Source organism: Pseudomonas sp. S2_H10 (assembly GCF_054668285.1).
Window position 1 is genome coordinate 5,918,930 of the sequence record NZ_CP162754.1, and the last position, 22,816, is coordinate 5,941,745.

Here is a 22,816-nt window from a genome sequence, read left to right on the forward strand (position 1 = left end):
CCGGGCGGCGATCCGACGATGGGGCCCGAACAGTCAAAGGAGATCCCTCTGGCATCCCCGCCCGACGGCCTTATAATGCCCGCCTTTGATACATCATCAGGCTGTCCCTCCTTGGCAAATATAGATAACCCGGCCGCCGAAATGGCCGCCGACGGCTTTTTCCGGATCGCGCTGGGCGTCGAATACAAAGGCTCGCGCTACCGCGGCTGGCAGCGCCAGGCGTCCGGGGTGCTCACCGTGCAGGAAACCCTCGAGAACGCCTTGTCCAAAGTCGCCGACTCGCCCGTTTCGCTGATGTGCGCCGGGCGTACCGACGCCGGCGTGCATGCCTGCGGGCAGGTGGTGCATTTCGACACCCAGGTCGAGCGTTCGATGAAGGCCTGGACCATGGGCGCCAACATCAACTTGCCCCACGACGTCAGTGTCAGTTGGGCCAAGGTCATGCCGGCGCATTTCCATGCACGGTTCAAGGCCATCGCCCGGCGTTATCGCTACGTGATCTACAACGATCAGATCCGTCCGGCGCAAATGAACGAAGAAGTGACCTGGAATCACCGTCCACTGGACGTCGAGCGCATGGCCGAGGCCGCCCGGTACTTGCTCGGCACCCATGATTTCAGTGCATTCCGCGCCGGTCAGTGCCAGGCCAAGTCGCCGATCAAGGAACTGCATCACCTGCGCGTCACCCGCCACGGCAAGATGATCGTGCTGGACATTCGCGCCAGCGCCTTCCTGCACCACATGGTGCGCAACATTGCCGGGGTGCTGATGACCATTGGCGCCGGCGAGCGTCCGGTGGAGTGGATGAAAGAGGTGCTGGAGAGCCGGATTCGCCGCACCGGTGGCGTGACCGCGCATCCGTTCGGCCTGTATCTGGTGCAGGTCGAGTACCGCGACGAGTTCCAATTGCCCGAGCGTTACATCGGTCCACACTTCCTGACCGGCTTCTCGGAACTTGGCGGCTGACGCCCTCGAATGCTTTTGTTACCATCCGGGACTTTCCCGGATTTGTCTTGGAGTTGTGTCGACATGTCAGCCGTTCGCAGCAAGATCTGTGGGATTACCCGCATAGAGGATGCGTTGGCAGCCGTCGAGGCCGGGGCGGATGCCATCGGATTCGTGTTCTACGCCAAAAGCCCCCGTGCGGTGACGTTCCAGCAGGCGCGCTCGATCATCAAGGCGCTGCCGCCGTTCGTGACCACCGTGGGCCTGTTCGTCAATGCGAGCCGGTGCGAGTTGGGTGAGCTGCTCGACGCGGTGCCCCTGGACCTTCTGCAATTTCACGGCGATGAAAGCGCAGAGGATTGCGAAGGCTGGCACCGCCCGTACATCAAGGCGCTGCGGGTCAAGGCGGGCGATGACATCGCCGCGGCCTGCGATGCCTATGCCAGTGCCAGTGGAATCCTGCTCGATGCCTATGTCGAAGGCGTTCCCGGAGGAACCGGCGAGGCCTTTGACTGGTCACTGATACCGCAGGGCTTGAGCAAACCGATCATTCTGGCCGGCGGTCTGACGCCGGATAACGTCGCCGAAGCGATTGCCCGCGTCCGGCCTTATGCCGTGGATGTCAGCGGCGGGGTAGAGGCGAGCAAGGGCATCAAGGATCACGCAAGGATCCAGGCATTTATCAAAGCGGTACGCGGTAGCACCTGTTGATGTGACGGCTGGCAGACTGCCGCCGTCCACTGCACTGTACAAAGCGGATGCACTGCACAATGCAGGCAGATCCGAGGGTTTGTGGTTGCACGCAGGTCATGTTTCGCGCTGACCGCGGCAGTCCATCACCGCACACATGAATTTAGCGCTAGGGCATACACGGGGCTGCGAACCAGAGCGTTCGGGCCGCCGGTACTGGAGAAAGAAAGCATGAGCAACTGGTTAGTAGACAAACTGATCCCTTCGATCATGCGTTCCGAGGTCAAGAAGAGCTCGGTGCCTGAAGGTCTTTGGCACAAATGCCCGTCTTGCGAGGCTGTGCTGTATCGTCCGGAGCTGGAAAAGACCCTGGACGTTTGCCCCAAGTGCAACCATCACATGCGTATCGGCGCCCGCGCCCGCATCGACATCTTCCTCGATGTTGAAGGCCGTGCCGAGCTGGGTGCGGACCTTGAGCCGGTTGACCGTCTGAAATTCCGCGACGGCAAGAAGTACAAGGACCGCCTGACCGCTGCACAAAAGCAGACTGGCGAAAAAGACGCACTGGTTTCCATGAGCGGCACGTTGCTGGGCATGCCGGTGGTGGTTTCGGCGTTCGAGTTTTCCTTCATGGGCGGTTCGATGGGCGCCATCGTCGGCGAGCGTTTCGTACGCGCCGCCAACTACGCCCTGGAAAAACGTTGCCCGATGATCTGCTTTGCCGCTTCCGGCGGTGCGCGGATGCAGGAAGCGCTGATTTCCCTGATGCAAATGGCCAAGACCTCTGCGGTGCTGGCGCGTCTGCGCGAAGAAGGCATCCCGTTCATCTCCGTGTTGACCGATCCGGTCTACGGCGGCGTTTCCGCCAGTCTGGCGATGTTGGGTGACGTGATTGTCGGCGAGCCGAAGGCTTTGATCGGTTTTGCCGGTCCGCGCGTGATCGAGCAGACCGTGCGTGAAAAACTGCCGGAAGGCTTCCAGCGCAGCGAGTTCCTGCTGGAGCACGGTGCCATCGACATGATCATCGACCGTCAGGAGTTGCGTCCGCGCCTGGGCAACCTGCTGGCGCAAATGATGGGCCTGCCGACGCCGAAGTTCGTCGCTGCACCCATCGAGCCGATCGTGGTTCCACCGGTACCTGCCAGCCTATGACCCAACGTACCCTTGGCGAATGGCTCGCCTACCTTGAACAGTTGCACCCTTCGGCCATCGACATGGGGCTGGAGCGGTCGCAGCAGGTAGCGTCCCGCATGGGACTGGGCAAGCCGGCGCCACGGGTGATCACGGTCACCGGGACCAACGGCAAGGGTTCCACCTGCGCGTTCGTGGCGTCCTTGTTGCGGGCCCAGGGCTTGAGAGTGGGGGTCTACAATTCCCCACACTTGCTGCGCTACAACGAGCGGGTGACGGTCAACGGCGTCGAGGCCAGTGACGCCGAGCTCTGCGAGGCCTTTGCTGCGGTCGAGGCCGGGCGTGGCGACACTTCCCTGACGTACTTCGAAATGGGCACCCTGGCGGCGTTCTGGCTGTTCCAGCACTCCGGGCTCGATGCCGTGGTGCTGGAAGTCGGTCTGGGCGGTCGCCTGGACACGGTCAACGTGGTGGACGCCGACATGGCGCTGGTTACCAGTATCGGCGTCGATCATGCCGATTACCTCGGTGACACCCGTGAGTCCGTGGCTTTCGAGAAGGCCGGCATATTCCGTCAGGACGCGCCTGCGCTCTGCGGCGACCTGAATCCTCCACAACCCCTGCTGGACAAGGCGCGCGAGCTCAATTGCGCGTTTTTCCTGCGTGGACGTGATTTTGATCTCGGCCTCACCGATCACAACTGGCAGTGGCGCGGTGTCGATGCGCAAGGGCGTGCGGTTGAGCTGCGCGATCTGCCGCTGCTCGATCTGCCGATGGAAAACGCCGCGCTGGCGTTGCAGGCTTACCTGCTGCTCGGTCTGCCTTGGGTGGATGCGCAGATTGTCGAAGCGCTGCGGGCAACGAAGGTGGTCGGTCGCCTGGATCGCCGCGAAATCGAATGGCAAGGCAAGCGTTTGAATTTATTGCTGGATGTGGGGCATAACCCGCATGCGGCGGAGTATCTGGCCCGTCGCCTGGCCAGCCGTCCACCGGTCGGCAAGCGCCTGGCGGTGTTCGGGTTGCTGGCGGACAAGGATCTGGATGGTGTTGTCGGCGAATTGAGTGCTAGTGTCCAGCACTGGGCTGTCGCACCGCTGGATTCGCCCCGGGCGCGTCCGGTTGCGGACCTGCGCGATGCATTGCAGGGTCTTGGTGCTTCGGTCACGTCATACGACAGTGTCGCGGCCGCTCTGGAAGGGCAGTGCGCGCAGGCCACGAGCGACGACGAAATACTGTTGTTCGGATCATTTTATTGTGTCGCCGAGGCCCTTGAATGGCTGGCCCGGCGCTCCACGGAGGAAGCGGCAAATGGCATTGCTGGATAAGGCATACAAACAGCGCATGGTTGGCGCCCTGGTGTTGGTCGCGCTGGCGGTGATTTTTCTGCCGATGCTGTTTTCCCGCCAGGACGAACAGCGCCAGGTGACGGTCGAGGCGCCCGCGGCTCCGCAGGCGCCTGCGTTGCCGCCGGTGCAGGTCGAGCCCGTGGTGGTGCCTGAGCCGCAAGCCTTGCCTCAGGAACCTGTGCCGAGCGACGACGAAATCGCCCAGCAGGAATCGGCAGTGCCGGTTGCGCCCGTTGCTCCGGCACCGGCCGCCAAACCGGTTACGCCATCGCCTGCACCGGTCCCGGCGCTGGCCGCCAAGCCTGCAACTGCGCCTGCCCAGCCGATCACGGCGGCACCGGGCAAGCCGGACACCACGCCAAGCCGCGTCGATGCCAATGGTTTGTCGGTCAGCTGGTCGGTGCAACTGGCCAGCCTGGCGAGCCGTGAAAGCGCGGAAAAGCTTCAGAAAACCCTGCGCAGCCAGGGCTACAACGCCTACATCCGTACCGCCGACGGCAAAAACCGGGTGTTTGTCGGGCCGCTGATCGAGCGCGCAGAAGCCGACCGTCTGCGTGACTTGCTCAACCGCCAGCAGAACCTCAAGGGGTTTGTGGTGCGCTTTCAACCGGAACGTGGCTAAAAACTATCGCCCCGATATGAAATGCACTGACAATCGCAGCTTACCGATAAGCATGGGCTCTGCTAAAATGCGCCGCCTTATCCGTCTGTAGGCTGCACTGTGCCATTTACCTGGGTTGACTGGGCGATCGTAGCAATCGTCGCCATCTCCGCATTGATCAGTCTGAGCCGCGGCTTCGTCAAAGAAGCGCTGTCGCTGCTGACCTGGATCATCGCAGGAGTCGTTGCCTGGATGTTCGGTGGCTCACTGTCCGAGTACCTCGGCGGGTACATTCAAACACCGTCGGCCCGTATAATCACGGGCTGTGCCATCATGTTTGTCGCCACTTTAATCGTAGGCGCAATGATCAATTATCTTATCGGCGAACTGGTTCGCGTCACCGGGCTCTCCGGGACCGACCGATTCCTCGGCATGGCCTTCGGCGCCGCGCGTGGCGGGTTGCTGGTGGTCATTGCCGTCGGGCTGTTGAGCCTGGGGCCGGTACAGCAGGACGGGTGGTGGAAAGAGTCACAGCTCGTGCCAAAATTTCTATTGGTCGCCGACTGGTCCAAAAACCTGATCCTCGGGTGGAGCAGTCAGTGGCTTGCCAGCGGAATCAGCGTGCCCGCTGATATTCCGTTCAAGGAGCAACTCTTGCCGACGGCCAAAACGCCTCAGTGAGTAGTGCTCAGTTCAGATCCATTAAGTAGGGGTTGCGTCGCATGTGTGGCATCGTCGGTATCGTCGGTAAGTCGAACGTCAATCAGGCGCTGTATGACGCGCTAACCGTCCTCCAGCACCGCGGCCAGGACGCTGCCGGTATCGTGACCAGCCATGATGGCCGGTTATTCCTGCGCAAGGACAACGGCCTGGTGCGTGACGTGTTCCAGCAGCGTCACATGCAGCGCCTGGTCGGTCACATGGGCATTGGCCATGTGCGTTATCCGACCGCGGGCAGCTCGACGTCGGCCGAAGCTCAACCGTTTTACGTCAACTCGCCTTACGGCATCACCCTGGCGCACAACGGTAACCTGACCAACGTTGAACAACTGGCCAAGGAGATTTACGAATCTGACCTGCGCCACGTCAACACCAGCTCCGATTCGGAAGTGCTGCTCAACGTGTTCGCTCACGAACTGGCCCAGCGCGGCAAGTTGCAGCCGACCGAAGAAGACGTGTTCGCCGCCGTCACCGACGTGCACAACCGTTGCGTCGGTGGTTACGCCGTCGTGGCGATGATCACCGGCTACGGCATCGTCGGTTTCCGCGATCCGCACGGCATCCGCCCGATCGTGTTCGGCCAGCGTCACACCGACGAAGGCGTCGAGTACATGATCGCCTCGGAAAGCGTTTCCCTGGACGTGCTGGGCTTCACCCTGATTCGCGACCTGGCACCGGGCGAAGCGGTCTACATCACTGAAGAGGGCAAGCTCTACACCCGTCAGTGCGCGACCAACCCGTCCCTGACCCCGTGCATCTTCGAACACGTCTACCTGGCGCGTCCGGATTCGATCATCGACGGCGTATCGGTCTACAAGGCCCGCCTGCGCATGGGTGAGAAACTCGCCGAGAAGATCCAGCGCGAGCGTCCGGATCACGACATCGACGTGGTCATCCCGATCCCGGACACCAGCCGCACCGCCGCGCTGGAACTGGCGAACCACCTGGGTGTGAAGTTCCGCGAAGGCTTCGTGAAGAACCGCTACATCGGCCGGACCTTCATCATGCCGGGCCAGGCTGCGCGCAAGAAATCCGTACGGCAGAAACTCAACGCCATCGAACTGGAGTTCCGCGGCAAGAACGTGATGCTGGTGGATGACTCCATCGTTCGCGGTACCACGTGCAAGCAGATCATCCAGATGGCCCGCGAAGCCGGCGCCAAGAACGTCTACTTCTGCTCCGCGGCGCCAGCCGTTCGCTACCCGAACGTCTACGGCATCGACATGCCGAGCGCGCACGAGCTGATCGCACACAACCGTTCGACCCAGGACGTGGCTGACCTGATCGGCGCCGACTGGCTGATCTATCAGGACCTGCCTGACTTGATCGAAGCGGTCGGTGGCGGCAAGATCAAGATCGACAAGTTCGATTGTGCGGTGTTCGATGGCCAGTACGTCACCGGCGACGTCGACGAGGCTTACCTGAACAAGATCGAACAGGCACGCAACGATGCCTCGAAGGTCAAGACGCAGGCAGTCAGCGCGATCATCGACCTGTACAACAACTGAGTAATTACCGGCCCTGAGGGGCCGGTTTTGTATCTGGCTTTTAATTTTCGAGATTAGGGAAAGGAGTGACAGCATGAGTCAGGATTGGGATGCCGGTCGGTTGGACAGCGACCTCGAAGGCGTAGCGTTCGATACCCTGGCCGTACGTGCCGGTCAGCACCGTACGCCGGAAGGCGAACACGGTGATCCGATGTTCTTCACTTCCAGCTATGTATTCCGTACCGCTGCCGACGCCGCTGCACGCTTTGCTGGCGAAGTACCCGGCAACGTTTACTCGCGCTACACCAACCCGACCGTGCGCGCCTTCGAAGAGCGCATCGCCGCGCTGGAAAGCGCCGAGCAAGCCGTGGCCACTGCAACCGGCATGGCGGCGATCATGGCGGTGGTGATGAGCCTGTGCAGCGCCGGCGATCACGTATTGGTGTCGCGCAGCGTGTTCGGTTCGACCATCAGCCTGTTCGAGAAGTACTTCAAGCGTTTCGGCATCGAAGTCGATTACGTGGCCCTGGCGGATTTGTCCGGTTGGGACGCAGCGATCAAGGCCAACACCAAACTGCTGTTCGTCGAATCGCCGTCCAATCCGCTGGCCGAACTGGTCGACATCGCCGAACTGGCGAAAATCGCTCACGCCAAAGGCGCGATGCTGGTAGTCGACAACTGCTTCTGCACCCCGGCCTTGCAACAGCCGCTGAAAATGGGCGCGGACATCGTCGTGCACTCGGCGACCAAGTTCATCGACGGCCAGGGTCGTTGCATGGGCGGCGTGGTTGCCGGTCGCAGCGAGCAGATGAAAGAAGTGGTGGGTTTCCTGCGTACCGCTGGGCCGACCCTGAGCCCGTTCAACGCCTGGATCTTCCTCAAGGGCCTGGAAACCCTGAACCTGCGGATGAAGGCGCACTGCGCCAACGCCCAGCAACTGGCCGAGTGGCTGGAGCAGCAGGACGGCATCGAGAAAGTCCATTACGCCGGCCTCAAGAGCCATCCGCAGCACGAACTGGCACTGCGCCAGCAGAAGGGCTTCGGTGCGGTCGTCAGTTTTGAAGTGAAGGGCGGCAAAGAGGGCGCCTGGCGCTTTATCGATGCCACGCGCCTGATTTCGATCACGGCCAACCTGGGCGACAGCAAAACCACCATCACCCACCCGAGCACCACGTCCCATGGTCGTTTGGCGCCGCAGGAACGTGAAGCGGCGGGCATTCGTGACAGCCTGATCCGCGTGGCGGTCGGCCTGGAAGACGTGGCGGATCTGCAAGCCGATCTGGCGCGCGGTCTGGCTGCGCTGTGATCGAGTTGTCTACGCCGACCTCGGGCTCGAATGGCCGCGTAGCGCTGGTGACCGGTGCTGCGCGCGGTATCGGCCTGGGGATCTCGGCCTGGCTGATCAGTGAAGGCTGGCAAGTCGTGTTGACGGACCTGGACCGCGAGCGCGGTTCGAAAGTGGCGAAGGTGCTGGGCGACAACGCCTGGTTCATCGCCATGGATGTCTCCAATGAAGGGCAGGTTGCGCTGGGCGTGGCCGAGGTGCTCGGCCAGTTCGGGCGCCTGGATGCGCTGGTCTGCAATGCCGCAGTGGCCGACCCGCACAACATCACCCTGGAAAGCCTCGATCTGGCTCACTGGAACCGGGTGTTGGCGGTGAACCTCAGTGGGCCGATGCTGCTGGCCAAGCACTGTGCGCCGTACCTGCGTGCTCACAACGGTGCCATCGTCAACCTGGCCTCGACCCGGGCCGGGCAGTCGGAGCCCGACACCGAGGCTTACGCGGCGAGCAAGGGCGGCTTGTTGGCCCTGACTCACGCGTTGGCCATCAGCCTTGGCCCGGAGATCCGGGTCAATGCGGTCAGCCCTGGCTGGATCGACGCCCGCGACCCCTCGGTGCGCCGTGCCGAGCCGTTGACCGAAGCCGATCATGCCCAGCATCCGGCGGGCAGGGTAGGGACGGTCGAGGATGTCGCGGCGATGGTGGCCTGGCTGCTGTCGAGGAACGCCGGGTTTGTCACCGGCCAGGAATTCGTGGTCGATGGCGGCATGACCAAGAAGATGATCTACAGCGAGTGACACTGGCGGATCTGATCAACTGTAGGAGCGAGCCTGCTCGCGATCGGTCGGAACATTCAGCATCCAGGTTGGCTGGCAGGCCGCCATCGCTGGCAAGCCAGCTCCCACAGGTTTTATGCGGATTTTGTCTTTTTCAGAAAAACTTCAATCCTGCTATTGACTTAGGTTCGCTACCTGCGTAAATTTCGCGGCCTCGGAGATGCAAACGGGTGATTAGCTCAGCTGGGAGAGCGTCTGCCTTACAAGCAGAATGTCGGCGGTTCGATCCCGTCATCACCCACCACTTCCGAGATACTTGCGAAAGCAAGAGGTAGGCTGAAATGCCTCCACCGACGCGCAGCGGTAGTTCAGTCGGTTAGAATACCGGCCTGTCACGCCGGGGGTCGCGGGTTCGAGTCCCGTCCGCTGCGCCATTATTTACGAAGCAGATTTCGATCTGGTTCGCGATTGAAAAGCACCGAAGCTTTCAGTCACACGAGTTACTTGGGCGAAAGTCCAAAGCGATACGCAGCGGTAGTTCAGTCGGTTAGAATACCGGCCTGTCACGCCGGGGGTCGCGGGTTCGAGTCCCGTCCGCTGCGCCATATCTGCCCCGAGGCCCACTGAACGCCTTGGAGCTACGAAGAAACCAGTGGTTACTTCGAGTCGATAGCAAAGACCCTGGTCGAAAGACCGGGGTTTTTTGTGTCTGAAATTTGAGTTTTTGCGACCCACTCTGCAGGAGCGAGCAAGCGCGCTCCTGCACGGTTGTTGGTGTTGCGCAATCAGCCTTGCAAATACACCGCATGAGTATGGGTGTACTCATACAACCCATGCTTGCCATCCGCACCACCAATCCCCGATTTGCGCACGCCGGCATGGAAACCCTGCATCGCTTCGAAGTTTTCGCGATTGACGTAGGTTTCGCCAAAATCCAGCTCACGCATCGCCTGCATGGTTTTGCTCAGGTCGCGGGTGTAGATCGACGAAGTCAGGCCATAGTCGCAGTCGTTGGCCATGGCGATGGCTTCGTCCAGGTCATCGACGATCTGGATTGGCAGCACCGGACCGAAAATCTCTTCGCGCATGATCTCCATGTCCGCACGGCAACCGGCGAGCACCGTTGGCTGAAAGTGGAAGCCATTGGGCAGGTCGGCAATCTGTCCACCGCTGATCAGGCTGGCGCCCTGGCTCAACGCGGTGCGGACCTTGCGGTTGACGCTGTCCAGGCCCTGGCGATTGATCAGCGGACCCATTTCCACATCAGGCTGCGCAATCGGATCGCCGTAGCGGGTCGCGCTCATTGCCGCAGCGATGCGCTCGATAAATTGATCCGCCACCTTGCGCTCGACATACACCCGCTCGGCGCAGTTGCACACCTGCCCGCTGTTGATGATCCGCGAATCGCGGATCGCCCTCACCGCAAGGTCGAGGTCTGCATCCGCCAGCACAATGGCCGGCGCCTTGCCGCCCAGCTCCAGATTGAGCTTGGTGATGTTTGGCGCGGCGGCGGCCATGATCCGCGAGCCGGTGTCGACGCTGCCGGTGAAGCTGATCATGTCCACGCCTTTGTGCGCGCTCAGTGCCGAGCCCACTCGACCGTCACCGCAAACCACGTTGAATACGCCGGCCGGCAAGTCGGTTTCGGCCACCAGTCGGGCGAATTCGAAACAGTTGTTCGGGGTTTCTTCGCTGGGCTTGATGACGATGGTGTTGCCGGTCAGCAGGGCCGGGGCCATCTTGCGGGCGATCAGGAAGAAGGGGAAATTCCACGGCAGGATCCCGGCCACCACGCCCAACGGTTTGCGGAACAGGAAGATGTTTTCGTTCTGGCGGTCGCTGGTGATGATTTCGCCTTCGATGCGCCGGGCCCATTCGGCCATGTAGTCGAGGTAGTCGGCGGTGAAATTCACTTCGACTTCCGCCAGGCCACTGATCTTGCCTTGTTCCAGGGTGATGGTGCGCGCGAGGTGCGCAACGTTTTCCCGCAGTTTGGCAGCAATGCGGCGCAGGTAACCGGCGCGCTCGTTCGCCGGTTTGCGTGCCCAGTCCTTTTGCGCGGAGCGGGCGGCAGCGAGGGCGCGATCGACGTCTTCGGCGGTCGAAGCCGGGACTTTCGACAGCACGGCGCCGGTGGCCGGGTTGATCACATCGAGGTGGGCAGCGCTGGCCACGAACTGGCCGTTGATGAAGTTTTCGTAAACAGGCACGGACGGCATGGTGCGACTCCTTGGCAGATCAGTAAGTGCGTGAAGGTGCTTGAGCGCTGGCGGGTTCGCGATAGCGGGCGAGGGTGGCCATGGCGCCTTGGCGCAGCAGGCTGATGTCGATGGCCACCGCAATGAACTGGCAGCCCCAGCGCTGGTAGCGGCGTGCGTCTTCTTCGTTGGGGGCGAGAATCCCGCAGGCCTTGCCCGCCGCCAGCGTGGCGTTCACGGCATGTTGAATCCGCTCCTGGACTTGCGGGTGGCCGGGGTTGCCGGCATGGCCCAGGCCGATCGACAAATCCGCCGGCCCGATAAACACCGCATCCACGCCCTCGACGGCGGCGATCGCTGCGACGTTTTCCACGCCGGTGCGCGACTCCACCTGCACGATCAGGCACAGTTGTTCATGGGCGGTATTCAGGTAATCCGGCACGCCGTCCCAGCGGGTGGCGCGGGTCAGGCCGCCGCCGACTCCGCGAATGCCGTGGGGCGGGTAGCGCATGGCGCGCACCAGTGCCTGTGCCTGCTCGGCGGTTTCGACCATCGGGATCATCAGCGTCTGCGCGCCGATATCCAGCAATTGCTTGATCAGGTTGGCGTCACCATTCACCGCGCGCACCACCGGCGCGGTCGAGTAAGGCGCCACGGCCTGCAACTGAGCGAGTACGCCGGGCACTGTATTTGGCGCGTGCTCGCCATCGATCAGCATCCAGTCGTAACCGGTGGTGGCGACGATCTCGGCGGCGTAGCCGGTGGCGAACCCGGCCCAGATTCCGTACCGGGTTTCGCTGTTGTTCAGCGCGGCTTTAAACGCGTTTTGCGGCATGTTCATGTCCAATTCCTTGCTCAGCGGTTGTACGGCCGATGCAGTTGGCATTCCGGGTTGAGGGTCACGCCGAAACCTGGCTGGTCGAGCGCGGACAGGCGCATGCGGCCATTGACCGGCACCGGCTCACCGAGTAATTGCGGGTGGAACATCGGCACCACTTCGTCGGCCTTCGGCGCCATCATCAGGAACTCGGCGAACGGGCTGTTATGCCGGGTGGCGACGAAGTGGTAGCTGTACACCGACGAACCGTGAGGGATGACCAGCGCGTTGTGGGCGTCGGCCAGGGCGGAAATCTTCACCAGTTCAGTGATCCCGCCGCACCAGCCGACATCCGGCTGGATGATGTCGCAGCAACCCATCTCCAGCAGCATGCGAAAGCCCCAGCGCGTGGCTTCGTGTTCACCGGTGGTCACCAGCATGCCCTTGGGCACGTTGTTGCGCAGGGCCGCGTAGCCCCAGTAATCGTCCGGCGGCAGGGCTTCCTCGATCCACTTCAAGCCGTATTCGTGGGCGCCGACCGCCAGTTTGGTGGCGTAGTTGAGGTCCAGGCTCATCCAGCAATCGAGCATCAGCCAGAAGTCCGGGCCGACGCGTTCGCGCATGGTCGCCAGTTCCTGGAGGTTCTTGCGCAGGCCTTCCTCGCCTTCGGCCGGGCCATGGTGCAGCGGCATCTTGCCGCCGATGAAGCCCATTTTCTGCGCCAGGTCCGGGCGGGCGCCGGTGGCGTAGAACTGCAATTCGTCACGCACCGCACCGCCGAGCAACTGATGTACGGGCTCCTGGCGGATCTTTCCGAGCAAGTCCCACAGCGCCAGGTCGACGCCGGAGATCGTGTTGATGACAATGCCCTTGCGCCCGTAATACAGGGTCGACTGGTACATCTGGTCCCAGATTTTTTCGATGTCGGTGACCCGGGCGCCTTCGAGGAAGCGCGCCAGGTGCTTTTCGACAATGTAGGCGGCAGGCTCGCCGCCCGTGGTCACGGCAAAGCCGACGGTGCCGTCGCTGGCTTCGATTTCCACCACCAGGGTGCCGAGCACGTTGATACCGAAGGTGCGGCGGCTCTGGCGGTACTCCGGGTATTTGCTCATTGGCGTGGCAATGTGATCGTCGATCCAGTGGCCGTCGGCCTGGTCGTGATAATCCGCGCCGCCGCCTCGCAGAGTGAAAGCGCGGACGTGTTTGATGGTTGGAATGCCCATGGTGTGATTCCTTTTGTTAAACGGCGGTCAGAATTAAACGGTGGCCGGTTTGTTCGAGGCTTTATGGCCGGGCGCGCGTATGCCCAGCACCAGCAACGCGGCGATGACGGTGGTAGCGGACAGCACGTACAAGCCTGCTGCCGGGGAATGGAAGGCGCCTTCGGCCCAGTTCTTCAGTACCGGGGCGATGAAGCCACCGAGGGCGCCGAACGAGTTGATCAAGGCAATCCCGGCTGCGGCGGCGCTGCCGGCGAGGTAGCTGGAGGGGAAGGTCCAGAACACCGGTTGCACGGCGATGAAGCCGGAGGCGGCAAAGCACAGGGCGATGATCCCCAGCAGCGGGTTGCTGAAGGTCACCGAGCAGGCGATCCCGGCGGCGGCCATGAGCAAGGTCAGGCAAGCAGTGCGGCGACGTTCGCCGGTGCGGTCGCTGTAGCCGGGAATCAGGTAGGCGGCGATCAATGCGCAGATCCACGGGATTGCCGTCACCAGTCCAACCATCAGCCCGACCTTGGTGCCGAGCAGTCCGCCGACCTGGCTCGGCAGATAAAACACCACGCCGTAGACGCTGGCCTGGATCAGCAGATAAATCAGGCACAGGTACAGCACCGAGGGTTGGCAAATCACATTGAGCAGGCTGCGGCCGTGGTTCTGTTTATGGCTGTCTTCCTGATCGAGCAGGCTCTGTACTTGCTGGCGTTCCTCGACGGTCAGCCACTTGGCATCGGCCGGGCGATTGTCCAGGTACCAATAGGCCCAGATGCCCACCGCCGTGGCCATCAGGCCTTCAACGGCGAACAGCCACTGCCAGCCGTGGAAACCGGCAAAGCCGTCCAGCTCCAGCAGCAGGCCGGACAGCGGGCTGCCGAAGATGAACGCCAGCGGCGCACCGAAATAGAAGAAACCCATGGCCTTGCCGCGTACGGCGCTGGGAAACCAGTAGGTGAGGTAGAGGATCACGCCGGGGAAGAAGCCGGCTTCGGCCACGCCCAGCAGGAAACGCAGGACGTAGAAGCTGGTTTCGCTGTGGGCGAAGACCATGGCGGCGGAGACCAGGCCCCAGGTGACCATGATCCGGCACATCCACAGACGGGCGCCGACGCGGTGCAGGATCAGGTTGCTTGGCACTTCGAGCAGTGCGTAACCGACGAAGAACACCCCGGCACCGAAGGCGAAGGCGGCATCACTGATATGGGTGTCGGCCTGGAAGGCTTGCTTGGCGAACCCGACGTTGGCGCGGTCGAGGAAGGCCATGATGTACATCAGCAGGAGAAACGGCAGCAGCCGCCAGGAAATTTTGGCGAGCAGAGGCGCGGGTAGAGTCTTCATCGCAGTTTTCCTTTGGTAGGGCATTTGTTCTTATGGGGAAGACTGTACGGCCGCTGATCGATACGTTACAAATCGAATCTAGCTCACAGCTGATACCTTCAGGGTATCGATAAAAAAGGCCCGCCATGACCACGCCGACCATCTCTCGCAGCCTGCTCAATCGCCTGCGCTACAAGCATCTGCACATGCTGGTGACGCTCAGCACCAGCCAGAACCTGCACCGCGCTTCGCATAGCCTGAACATGTCGCAACCGGCTGCAACCCGCATGCTCCATGAGATTGAAGACATGTTTGGTTGCGACCTGTTCGAACGTTTGCCTCGGGGCATGCGCCCGACGGCACTCGGCCAGGAATTGATTCGCTTCGCCGAGTCGGCCATCAGTGGCCTCGACCGCTGCGCCGAGGACCTGATGGCGCGGCAGCAGGGCGGCTACGGCTATCTGTCGATCGGCACCATCATGGGCGCGGCGCCGGGGCTGGTGATGGATTCGATCGCTGAAATCAAGTCGCTCAATCCGCAGTTGCGGATTCGCATCATGGGCGACACCAGTGACCAGGTGATCCAGTTGCTGGAACAGGGGCGCATCGACCTCGCCATCGCCCGGCGCAATGCCGCAACCGACAGTGAGCACTATGTCTTCGAGCAACTGGGCAATGAGCGCCTGCTGGTGGTGGTGCATGCCGGCCACCCGCTGGCCCGGCGCAAAAAACTGGACATGGCCGAGTTGGTCAACGACTGGCCGTGGATCCTGCAACCGGAAACCAGCCCGGCGCGCATCGGTCTGGACCAGGCGTTGCAACGCCTGGCGTTGCCGTTGCCGGCGGACATCATCGAGTGCAGTTCGGTGTACTCCATGCAGCAGCTGATCCAGCTGACCGACGCGATCATGGTCCTGTCGGAAACCGCATTGCGCGACTATCTTAAAATGGGCCTGGTTGTGGCGCTGCCGGTGGAGCTGGATGTGCAGATGGCACCATTCGGGCTGCTGTTGCGCAAGGGCGAGCACATCAGTCGGGAGTTAGGGTTGTTCATCGAACTGCTGCGTCGAAAAGTCGCGGTTTTTTGATTCCTTGGTCAGTTTTTAGTTTTCCGCAAAGGCATAAGCCTATAAACTTAACCTTTCGGTCAGCTTTGCACTGTCAACAACAGCCCTTTGCATCGTCGAAAAGGGCCTCTGCAAGACTCGAGATTTCCAGAACATAACCAGAAGGGCGGACCCCATAACCGCCCAGAGGATGATCCATGTCCAACCGTGATATATCCCGGCGCTCGTTCCTTCAGGGCGGGCTGGTAGCGGGTGTGAGCGTGACGCTCACGCCATTGAGCAGCCAGGCGCTGGCCGCCTTGATGGAAAACAGCGTGACCGTGCCGTCCGAGCAGTGGCTCGGCAACAACGGCAAGGCGCGCGCCCGTAACGATGCCTTGTCCAAGGTCTGCGGCAGCAAGGTATTTGCCCGCGACATCCGCGCCAAGGACATGCCGGGCTGGCCGCAGCAGCAAGGCCACGCCATGCTGCTGAAAACCATCAAGGCCGACCACATCTTTGCCGGCATCGACCTGTCGTGGCTCGACGGGTTGCAGCCGGACCGCATCGTCACCGCCGAAGACCTGGTCAAGGACGGCATCGTGTTCCCTGAGGAGCACGCCCCGGATCCGCTGTTGCCGGCCGGCAAGGTGCCGATGTTCATCGGGCACCCGGTGGCGATCCTGATCTGGAACGACTTCGAGCGCTTCCGTCAGGCCAAGAACCAACTCAAGTTCAATGACAAGGCAATCCGCTACGGCGAGAAAGTACCGTTCTACGAAGGCGATCCCTACGGTAGCTTCCGCTACGTGCGCGTCGGCGGTGCGACCTCGGCCGACGAAGACGAGTTCGCCAGCCTCAAGGACTCGATCCTGTTCCCGATGCTGAAAAACCGTCGTCCGGTGTGGAACTCCCAGCCGAACCTGCACGGCAACCTGACCGAGCGCGGGTTGTTCTACGCCGACCGCATGAAGCAGCAGATCGACACGCCGCCGGACAACTGGCTGGTGTTCGACGAGCGCTACAAGACCCCGTCGATCGAGCCGGCCGCCCTGGAGCCGGACAACGGCAACGGCTGGTACGACCCGGCGACCAAGACCCTGCATTTCGTCGTCGCCACCCAGTGCCCGCTGGAAGCCGCGACCGAAACCGCGAAGATGATCGCGCCGTCGCGTTTCGGCCTGGCCAACCTGAACATGCACCCGGGTTACACCGTCGGTTACGGCTCGAAAGACCACAACATTTTCGTCTACTACGCAGCATTGGCTGCGTTGTACGGCGCCGGTGTGCCGGTGCGCCTGGCCAATGACCGCTACGAGCAGTTCCAGAGCGGCATCAAGCGTCACCCGTTCGACATTCGCTACCAGTTGGCGGTGGACAAGAACGACTACAACTTCAAGATTTTCCGCTCCGAGATGAGCGTCGACGGCGGCGGGCGAATCAACTACAGCCCGTCGGTGGCTGCGGTGGGCGCCACGGCTGCACAGTCGATCTACTACATGCCGCAGAACGATCTGCAGGTCACGGCCTATCACTCCCGCGCCGTTGAAGCCGGGTCGATGCGTGGCTACGGCACCCTGCAGAGCATGGCCGCGACCGAGATGATGGTCGACGAAATTGCCGATCGCCTCGGTGTCGATGCCATCGAACTGCGCCGCAAGAACGCACTGCGCTCGGGCATGAAAAACACCCAGGGCGCGATCCCGGCCGGTGCCTTGCGCCTGCACGAGATTCTCGACAAGGCGGCCGTCCACGACACCTGGAAAAACCGCGCCGCGATCAAGCAGCAACGTGAAGCCGCCGATCCGGATAACTGGTACGGCATTGGTTTTGCCATCTGCCAGAAAGACTTCGGCACCGGTTCCGAAGCGCCGATGGCCAGCATTGAATTCACCGCCGAAGGGCGCATCAGCCTGCGCCACATCGGTATCGAAATCGGCACCGGCATGTCCACTTCGCAGGCGATGGTCGTGGCCGATTTCCTCGGTCTGCCGGCGCACGAAGTGAAGACCGGCGAAACCGAATGGAAAGAGTTGCAGTTGGTCAGCGGCGGCAACCCGTACATCATGAGTCAGGCCGAGCAGGACAACTTCCTGCGCAATCCACGCTGGGTCGGCAAGGTGGCTTCGGCGTCGTCGGCCACCAACTCGGCGTACTACTTCAGCCACGCCACCCGCGAAGCGGCGCGCGTGCTGTTCAACCACGGCCTGTGGCCGGCGGCCATGGAAATCTGGCGCCAGGGCCCTTTCGGCGGCCAGGCCAACCCTTACGTGGTGCGCCGCGAAGACGCCCATTGGGTCGACGGCAAGCTCACCGCCAACGGCATGGAACCGCTGCCGTTCGCCATGCTGGCCAAGCGCGTTCACGAGCGTGGTCTGGTGAGCGGTGCCACCGTGCACGGTTTCAACCGCTGGAGCTGGGCCGAGGCCGAGTTCAGCATCGACGGCGTGCGTGAGCGCTTGCCGCTCGACGGCCTGGCGGTCAAGTACGGTGACGGTGCCCCGAATGCGAAGAAGGCGCAGATGAACAGCGCCGGTTTCCATCTGCTGGACCGGCAGGGCATCGCCTACCCGGCGACCCAGCTGAACAACGCGGCGGTGACTTACTACAGCCCGGTCGCCACGCTGGTGGAAGTGAAGGTCAACAAGGGTTCGAACGAAGTGTCGGTGCTCAACCACCACTCGTGGGTCGAGTGCGGTCGGGTGCTGGTGGAAGAACTGGTCAGGGGCCAGCTCGAAGGCGGCATCGCCATGGGCATCGGCCATGCGCTGATGGAAGAGATGCCGCTGTACGAAGGCGGACCGGGGGAGGGTGACTGGAACTTCAACCGTTATCGCCTGCCGATGGCGCGTCACGTTGCGGTGTGGAAACAGACGGCGGACATCCTGCCGCCACTGTCGCCAAGCGACCCGTCCAAGGGCATCGCCGAGGTGGTGATGATCCCGGTGGTCGGCGCCATCGGCAACGCCGTGGCCCATGCCATCGGTAAACGTGTCCGCGACCTGCCTATCACTTCTGCACGCATCAAGGAGGCCCTCAATGGCTAACCGTCCGCTTCAACTGACCCTCAACGGTCAATCCGTCGGCCCGGTGGACATCCCTGATGACCTGCCGATGATCGACTACCTGCACGAATACAAGAACCTCACCGGTTCGCGCCTGGGCTGCGGCCAGGGCATCTGCCACGCCTGCGTGGTGATCGTCGACAACCCCGACGGCACCAGCGAAGAAGTGCGCACCTGCATCACCGGCGCGCACTATTTCGAAGGCAAGAAGGTTCGGACCATCGAAGGCCATGCGACCCGCGACGAGCAGGGCAAGGTCACCGAGTTGAACCCGATCCAGCAGCGCTTCGTCGATGAATTCGCCTTCCAGTGCAGCTACTGCGCACCGGGTTTCGTCAATGCCGCGACCGTGCTGGTGGAAAAGCTGCAGCGTCAGCCGATCGTCAAGAGCCAGCTGGAAAAAGTCATCGAGGACAGCCTCGGTCATCACATCTGCCGTTGCACCGGGTACGTGCGCTACTACAGCGCCACCCGCAACGTGCTGACCGATCTCGGCCTGGTCAAGGAGGGTTAAGCATGAAGCTTCTACTTAGCCGTCTGGCATTGGCGGTTGGTCTGGCTGCGCCTGTGGTGGCAGCTCACGCCGATGATGCGCAGGTCAAGCAAGGCGAATACCTCGCCCGTGCCGCCGACTGCATGGCGTGCCACACCGCACCGGGTGGCGCGCCCTATGCGGGCGGCCTGCCGATCGTGTCGCCGTTCGGCACGATCTACGGCACCAACATCACCCCGAGCAAAGAGCACGGCATCGGTCTGTACAGCGACGACGAGTTCTTCGCCGTGCTGACTGAAGGCAAGCGCCGCGATGGCGCCAACCTGTATCCGGCGATGCCGTACACCTCGTATCACCTGATCCCGCGTGCGGATTCCGACGCGATTCACGCCTACCTGAAAACCGTCGAGCCGATCGAGCGCGCCGCGCCGGTCACCAGCCTGAGCTTCCCGTTCAACGTGCGCCTGGGCCTGATGGGCTGGAACATGATGTATGGCAAGGACGTGAAGCTTGCGCCTGCCGAAGGCAAGAGCGAAGCCTGGAAGCGCGGCCAGTACATGGTCGACGTGCTCGGGCACTGTGGCGAATGCCACACCCCACGCGGCTTGCCCGGTGCGATGCAGATGGACAAGCGCATGACCGGCGGCATTCTCAATGGCTATCTGGCGCCGAGCCTGCTGGCCACTGACCTGGCGGCCCGTGGCTGGAATCATCAGGACCTGAGCTCGTTCCTCAAGCACGGCATGAGCGCCCAGGGCACGATGTTCAACGAGATGTTCCCGGTGTTCCACAACAGCACCCAGGGCCTCAGCGATCCGGACCTGGCCGCCATGGCGACCTTCCTGCTCGGCGATCAGCCGCCGGCGGCGAAAGTGCTCACCGAAGTGCCCGTGGACAAGCTGAGCCCGAGCGCCCAGCGCGGCCGTCAGGAATATTTGAATGTCTGCGCCGGTTGCCACGCTCCTGGTGGCGAAGGCAAGCCGCACATCGCCGTGGCCATGCGCGGCAACACCACACTGCGCCTGGAAGATCCGCGCAACCTGGTAAGGGTGATCGACGACGGTATCGGTGAACAGAAGTTCTCCGGTTTCGAGCACATGCAGCCAATGCCAGGGTTCGCCAAGAAGTTGAGCGACGAGCAACTCACGGATCTGCTGAACTACCTGCGTCAGGGCTGGGGCGGTCAGCCGAATGACCTGGCGGTAAACGACGTGCAGAAGCTGCGGGCCGATGCGCCGCCGCTCGAGCACAAGGCCCACTGATATGCAGCATCTCGATCTGCAAGTGGTGCGCCGGGCGCTGGAGTGGTCGGCGGCCGGTCAGCGCATCTGGCTGTGTACGGTGCTGGCCACTTACGGCTCGGCGCCGCGCGCACCGGGTTCGCTGCTGGCGGTGAACGCTGAAGGGCAATGGATTGGCTCGCTGTCCGGTGGCTGTGTCGAGGAAGACTTTCTCGAGCGAGTCGCCGAGGGCGCGTTTCTGGAGCCGGTCAGCGTCGTTCGTTACGGCGAAGGCGACGACCCACGCTCGCGCGTCAGCCTGCCGTGCGGCGGGGTGCTGGACGTGCTGGTCGAGAAGCTGGAGGCCGATTGCGCGGTGCAAGCGCATCTGCGCGAGCTGGAGTCGGCGCTGTCGGGCCGGCGTCGGTTGATCCGCGAAGTGGATCTGCAAAGCGGTGCGCGCAGCCTGTTCGATGATCGTGAGCAGGGTGTGCGTATCGAGCGTGAAATCGACCGGGTGCGTGTGCGCGTCGGCGCAGCCCAGCGCTTGCTGCTGGCGGGGTATTCCAGCGTCGCCCAAGCCTGTGCGGAGTTTGCCGTGGGCCTGGGTTTCGAGGTGATTCTGTGTGATCCGCGGGACGAAGTGCTGGAAGGCGTCGTGCTGGAAAACGTGGAGATTCGCCGTCAACTGCCGTCGGTGTTCATCGCCGACGGTGGCTGTCACAGCGACACCGCGGTGGTGGCGTTGACCCACGATCCGCGTATCGATGACCTGGCGATGATGGAGGCTGTGCGCACCGAGGCGTTCTACATCGGTGTGATGGGCTCCATGCAGACCTCGCAGAAGCGCTTCGAGCGTTTGCGGCGCATTGGCGGGCTGGGGGAGGTCGAGTTGGCGCGGATTCACGCGCCCATCGGGCTCAACCTGGGCAGCAAGACGCCGGCGGAGATTGCCCTGGCGGTATTGGCCGATATCCTGCGGATTCGCAGCGGTATCCCCCGAGATCGTCTCTAACCCCCCCACCCAAAAAAAACTGTGGGAGCGAGCTTGCTCGCGATGTCGGTCTGGCAGCCAACGAATATGTTGGATGTTACGACCTCATCGCGAGCAAGCTCGCTCCCACAATGTATTGCGTGTCGCTTAGTATCCGAACCTGTCCCGCAACCCGTAATACCAGGCACCCAGCGCCGCGAACGGCGTACGCAACATTTGTCCACCCGGGAACGGGTAATGAGGCAGGTCGGCAAAGGCGTCAAAGCGCTCGGCCTGGCCGCGCAGGGCTTCGGCCAGCACCTTGCCCGCCAGGTGCGTGTAGGTCACGCCATGGCCGCTGCAACCCTGGGAATAGTAGATGTTGTCACCCAGGCGCCCGACCTGGGGCAGGCGCGACAGGGTCAGCAGGAAGTTGCCGGTCCAGGCGTAATCGATCTTCACGTCCTTGAGTTGCGGGAAGGCCTTGAGCAGCTTCGGTCGAATGATCGCTTCGATGTTCGCCGGATCCCGCGCGCCGTACACCACGCCACCACCGAAAATCAGGCGCTTGTCGCCGCTGAGGCGGTAGTAGTCGAGCAAGTAATTGCAGTCTTCGACACAGTAGTCCTGGGGCAGCAGGGTCTTGGCCAGTTCTTCGCCCAATGGCTCGGTGGTAATCACTTGAGTGCCGCACGGCATCGACTTGGCGGCCAGCTCCGGCACCAGGTTGCCCAGGTAGGCGTTACCGGCAACGATGATGAATTTGGCCCTGACCTTGCCCTGCGGCGTGTGCACGACCGGATTGGCGCCGCGCTCGATGCGTACGGCCGGTGACTGCTCGTAGATCGTCCCGCCCAGGGATTCGACGGCCGCCGCTTCACCCAGCGCCAGGTTGAGCGGATGGATGTGCCCGCCACTCATGTCGAGCATGCCGCCGACGTATTGATCGCAGGCCACGACTTCTCGGATGCGGTGTTGATCCATCAGTTCCAGCTGGGTATGACCGAAACGTTCCCACAGGCGCTTCTGCGACTCCAGATGCCCCATCTGCTTGGCGGTCATCGCGGCGAACACGCCACCGTCCTTCAGGTCGCACTGAATGTTGTACTTGGCGACGCGCTCTCGAATGATCCGGCCACCTTCAAAGGCCATCTGCCCCAGCAACTGAGCTTGCTTGGGACCGACCGTGCGCTCGATCACATCGATATCACGGCTATAGCTGTTGACGATCTGCCCGCCATTACGCCCGGACGCGCCGAAACCCACCCTGGCCGCCTCGAGCACCGTGACCTTGAAGCCGTTCTCCAACAGAAACAGGGCAGAGGACAGCCCCGTATAACCGGCGCCGATCACACAGACATCGGTCTCGATATCATCCTGCAATGCTGGGCGCGGCGGAACCGCGTTGGCCGATGCGGCGTAGTAGGATTCTGGGTAGGGGGTGTTAGCCATCCTGCAGCCTCTGTTTAATATATTTTACGAGTGCATCGATCCT

General features: G+C 62.3%; 19 protein-coding genes and 3 tRNA genes. 17 read left to right on the plus strand and 5 right to left on the minus strand.

Annotation, left to right across the window (positions count from 1 at the left end; genetic code table 11):
- The first annotated feature begins 141 nt into the window (after positions 1-141).
- From truA to AB4O16_RS26735, 12 genes are all read left to right on the plus strand, one after another.
- The gene (truA, locus tag AB4O16_RS26680; protein ID WP_460158089.1) at positions 142-966 is read left to right on the plus strand and encodes a tRNA pseudouridine(38-40) synthase TruA; all 825 of its coding nucleotides are present in this window, start codon (positions 142-144) and stop codon (positions 964-966) included.
- A gap of 63 nt (positions 967-1,029) precedes the next feature.
- Positions 1,030-1,656 carry a phosphoribosylanthranilate isomerase gene (locus tag AB4O16_RS26685; protein ID WP_460156223.1) on the plus strand — a complete coding sequence of 209 codons (627 nt, stop codon included), beginning with the start codon at positions 1,030-1,032 and terminating at the stop codon, positions 1,654-1,656.
- Between the two features lie 210 nt (positions 1,657-1,866).
- Complete coding sequence (accD, locus tag AB4O16_RS26690) at positions 1,867-2,787, plus strand: acetyl-CoA carboxylase, carboxyltransferase subunit beta (RefSeq protein ID WP_008047319.1); 921 nt, start codon at positions 1,867-1,869, stop codon at positions 2,785-2,787.
- Positions 2,784-4,091 carry a bifunctional tetrahydrofolate synthase/dihydrofolate synthase gene (folC, locus tag AB4O16_RS26695; protein WP_460156224.1) on the plus strand — a complete coding sequence of 436 codons (1,308 nt, stop codon included), beginning with the start codon at positions 2,784-2,786 and terminating at the stop codon, positions 4,089-4,091. Before accD ends, folC begins: the two co-directional genes overlap by 4 nt.
- Positions 4,075-4,734 (plus strand): SPOR domain-containing protein, encoded by a 660-nt coding sequence (locus AB4O16_RS26700; protein ID WP_460156225.1) that lies wholly within the window; start codon positions 4,075-4,077, stop codon positions 4,732-4,734. Before folC ends, AB4O16_RS26700 begins: the two co-directional genes overlap by 17 nt.
- A 99-nt stretch (positions 4,735-4,833) precedes the next feature.
- The gene (locus AB4O16_RS26705; RefSeq protein WP_056722189.1) at positions 4,834-5,394 is read left to right on the plus strand and encodes a CvpA family protein; all 561 of its coding nucleotides are present in this window, start codon (positions 4,834-4,836) and stop codon (positions 5,392-5,394) included.
- 41 nt (positions 5,395-5,435) lie between these two features.
- Positions 5,436-6,941 carry an amidophosphoribosyltransferase gene (purF, locus tag AB4O16_RS26710; RefSeq protein WP_095943671.1) on the plus strand — a complete coding sequence of 502 codons (1,506 nt, stop codon included), beginning with the start codon at positions 5,436-5,438 and terminating at the stop codon, positions 6,939-6,941.
- Between the two features lie 73 nt (positions 6,942-7,014).
- A complete protein-coding gene (locus tag AB4O16_RS26715; RefSeq protein WP_150715390.1) occupies positions 7,015-8,226 on the plus strand; it encodes an O-succinylhomoserine sulfhydrylase in 1,212 nt (403 codons plus the stop codon).
- Positions 8,223-8,999, plus strand: coding sequence for an SDR family oxidoreductase (locus AB4O16_RS26720; RefSeq protein WP_460156226.1), 777 nt, complete (start codon positions 8,223-8,225; stop codon positions 8,997-8,999). Before AB4O16_RS26715 ends, AB4O16_RS26720 begins: the two co-directional genes overlap by 4 nt.
- 207 nt (positions 9,000-9,206) lie before the next feature.
- Positions 9,207-9,282, plus strand: a tRNA-Val gene (locus tag AB4O16_RS26725).
- Positions 9,283-9,335: 53 nt separating this feature from the next.
- Positions 9,336-9,412, plus strand: a tRNA-Asp gene (locus tag AB4O16_RS26730).
- 94 nt (positions 9,413-9,506) lie between these two features.
- Positions 9,507-9,583, plus strand: a tRNA-Asp gene (locus AB4O16_RS26735).
- A gap of 180 nt (positions 9,584-9,763) precedes the next feature.
- Here the strand turns inward: AB4O16_RS26735 and aldA are convergent.
- Genes aldA through AB4O16_RS26755 form a run of 4 tightly spaced genes read right to left on the minus strand, consistent with a single transcriptional unit; the run spans position 9,764 to position 14,545 of the window.
- Positions 9,764-11,197, minus strand: coding sequence for an aldehyde dehydrogenase (gene aldA, locus AB4O16_RS26740; RefSeq protein ID WP_460156227.1), 1,434 nt, complete (start codon positions 11,195-11,197; stop codon positions 9,764-9,766).
- A 19-nt stretch (positions 11,198-11,216) separates the two neighbouring features.
- Positions 11,217-12,017 carry an aldolase/citrate lyase family protein gene (locus AB4O16_RS26745; RefSeq protein WP_160389396.1) on the minus strand — a complete coding sequence of 267 codons (801 nt, stop codon included), beginning with the start codon at positions 12,015-12,017 and terminating at the stop codon, positions 11,217-11,219.
- 14 nt (positions 12,018-12,031) lie between these two features.
- Complete coding sequence (gene rhmD / locus AB4O16_RS26750) at positions 12,032-13,216, minus strand: L-rhamnonate dehydratase (protein WP_460156228.1); 1,185 nt, start codon at positions 13,214-13,216, stop codon at positions 12,032-12,034.
- Positions 13,217-13,249: 33 nt separating this feature from the next.
- Entirely contained in the window at positions 13,250-14,545 is a 1,296-nt protein-coding gene (locus AB4O16_RS26755; protein ID WP_460156229.1) for an MFS transporter, read from the minus strand.
- A gap of 125 nt (positions 14,546-14,670) precedes the next feature.
- Between AB4O16_RS26755 and AB4O16_RS26760 the strand changes: the two genes are divergently transcribed.
- The 5 genes from AB4O16_RS26760 to AB4O16_RS26780 all read left to right on the plus strand — a co-directional run bounded on the left by AB4O16_RS26760 (position 14,671) and on the right by AB4O16_RS26780 (position 21,363).
- Positions 14,671-15,612 carry a LysR family transcriptional regulator gene (locus AB4O16_RS26760; protein WP_460156230.1) on the plus strand — a complete coding sequence of 314 codons (942 nt, stop codon included), beginning with the start codon at positions 14,671-14,673 and terminating at the stop codon, positions 15,610-15,612.
- Between the two features lie 176 nt (positions 15,613-15,788).
- Positions 15,789-18,617 (plus strand): xanthine dehydrogenase family protein molybdopterin-binding subunit, encoded by a 2,829-nt coding sequence (locus tag AB4O16_RS26765; protein ID WP_460156231.1) that lies wholly within the window; start codon positions 15,789-15,791, stop codon positions 18,615-18,617.
- Entirely contained in the window at positions 18,610-19,149 is a 540-nt protein-coding gene (locus AB4O16_RS26770) for a (2Fe-2S)-binding protein (protein ID WP_007982256.1), read from the plus strand. Before AB4O16_RS26765 ends, AB4O16_RS26770 begins: the two co-directional genes overlap by 8 nt.
- A 2-nt stretch (positions 19,150-19,151) precedes the next feature.
- Complete coding sequence (locus tag AB4O16_RS26775; protein ID WP_460156232.1) at positions 19,152-20,390, plus strand: c-type cytochrome; 1,239 nt, start codon at positions 19,152-19,154, stop codon at positions 20,388-20,390.
- Position 20,391: 1 nt separating this feature from the next.
- Positions 20,392-21,363, plus strand: coding sequence for an XdhC family protein (locus AB4O16_RS26780; protein WP_460156233.1), 972 nt, complete (start codon positions 20,392-20,394; stop codon positions 21,361-21,363).
- A gap of 126 nt (positions 21,364-21,489) precedes the next feature.
- Here the strand turns inward: AB4O16_RS26780 and AB4O16_RS26785 are convergent, their stop codons facing one another.
- Positions 21,490-22,773: an NAD(P)/FAD-dependent oxidoreductase gene (locus tag AB4O16_RS26785; protein WP_160389389.1), complete on the minus strand. Its 1,284-nt coding sequence runs from the start codon at positions 22,771-22,773 to the stop codon at positions 21,490-21,492.
- Between the last annotated feature and the right edge of the window lie 43 nt (positions 22,774-22,816).

What these genes read in the sequence shown, in the direction of transcription:
- truA (WP_460158089.1), top strand. Translation starts at nt 142, where the DNA reads ATGGCCGCCGACGGCTTTTTCCGGATCGCGCTGGGCGTCGAATACAAA.
- AB4O16_RS26685 (WP_460156223.1), top strand. Translation starts at nt 1,030, where the DNA reads ATGTCAGCCGTTCGCAGCAAGATCTGTGGGATTACCCGCATAGAGGAT.
- accD (WP_008047319.1), top strand. Translation starts at nt 1,867, where the DNA reads ATGAGCAACTGGTTAGTAGACAAACTGATCCCTTCGATCATGCGTTCC.
- folC (WP_460156224.1), top strand. Translation starts at nt 2,784, where the DNA reads ATGACCCAACGTACCCTTGGCGAATGGCTCGCCTACCTTGAACAGTTG.
- AB4O16_RS26700 (WP_460156225.1), top strand. Translation starts at nt 4,075, where the DNA reads ATGGCATTGCTGGATAAGGCATACAAACAGCGCATGGTTGGCGCCCTG.
- purF (WP_095943671.1), top strand. Translation starts at nt 5,436, where the DNA reads ATGTGTGGCATCGTCGGTATCGTCGGTAAGTCGAACGTCAATCAGGCG.
- AB4O16_RS26715 (WP_150715390.1), top strand. Translation starts at nt 7,015, where the DNA reads ATGAGTCAGGATTGGGATGCCGGTCGGTTGGACAGCGACCTCGAAGGC.
- aldA (WP_460156227.1), bottom strand. Translation starts at nt 11,197, where the DNA reads ATGCCGTCCGTGCCTGTTTACGAAAACTTCATCAACGGCCAGTTCGTG.
- AB4O16_RS26745 (WP_160389396.1), bottom strand. Translation starts at nt 12,017, where the DNA reads ATGAACATGCCGCAAAACGCGTTTAAAGCCGCGCTGAACAACAGCGAA.
- rhmD (WP_460156228.1), bottom strand. Translation starts at nt 13,216, where the DNA reads ATGGGCATTCCAACCATCAAACACGTCCGCGCTTTCACTCTGCGAGGC.
- AB4O16_RS26755 (WP_460156229.1), bottom strand. Translation starts at nt 14,545, where the DNA reads ATGAAGACTCTACCCGCGCCTCTGCTCGCCAAAATTTCCTGGCGGCTG.
- AB4O16_RS26760 (WP_460156230.1), top strand. Translation starts at nt 14,671, where the DNA reads ATGACCACGCCGACCATCTCTCGCAGCCTGCTCAATCGCCTGCGCTAC.
- AB4O16_RS26765 (WP_460156231.1), top strand. Translation starts at nt 15,789, where the DNA reads ATGTCCAACCGTGATATATCCCGGCGCTCGTTCCTTCAGGGCGGGCTG.
- AB4O16_RS26770 (WP_007982256.1), top strand. Translation starts at nt 18,610, where the DNA reads ATGGCTAACCGTCCGCTTCAACTGACCCTCAACGGTCAATCCGTCGGC.
- AB4O16_RS26775 (WP_460156232.1), top strand. Translation starts at nt 19,152, where the DNA reads ATGAAGCTTCTACTTAGCCGTCTGGCATTGGCGGTTGGTCTGGCTGCG.
- AB4O16_RS26780 (WP_460156233.1), top strand. Translation starts at nt 20,392, where the DNA reads ATGCAGCATCTCGATCTGCAAGTGGTGCGCCGGGCGCTGGAGTGGTCG.
- AB4O16_RS26785 (WP_160389389.1), bottom strand. Translation starts at nt 22,773, where the DNA reads ATGGCTAACACCCCCTACCCAGAATCCTACTACGCCGCATCGGCCAAC.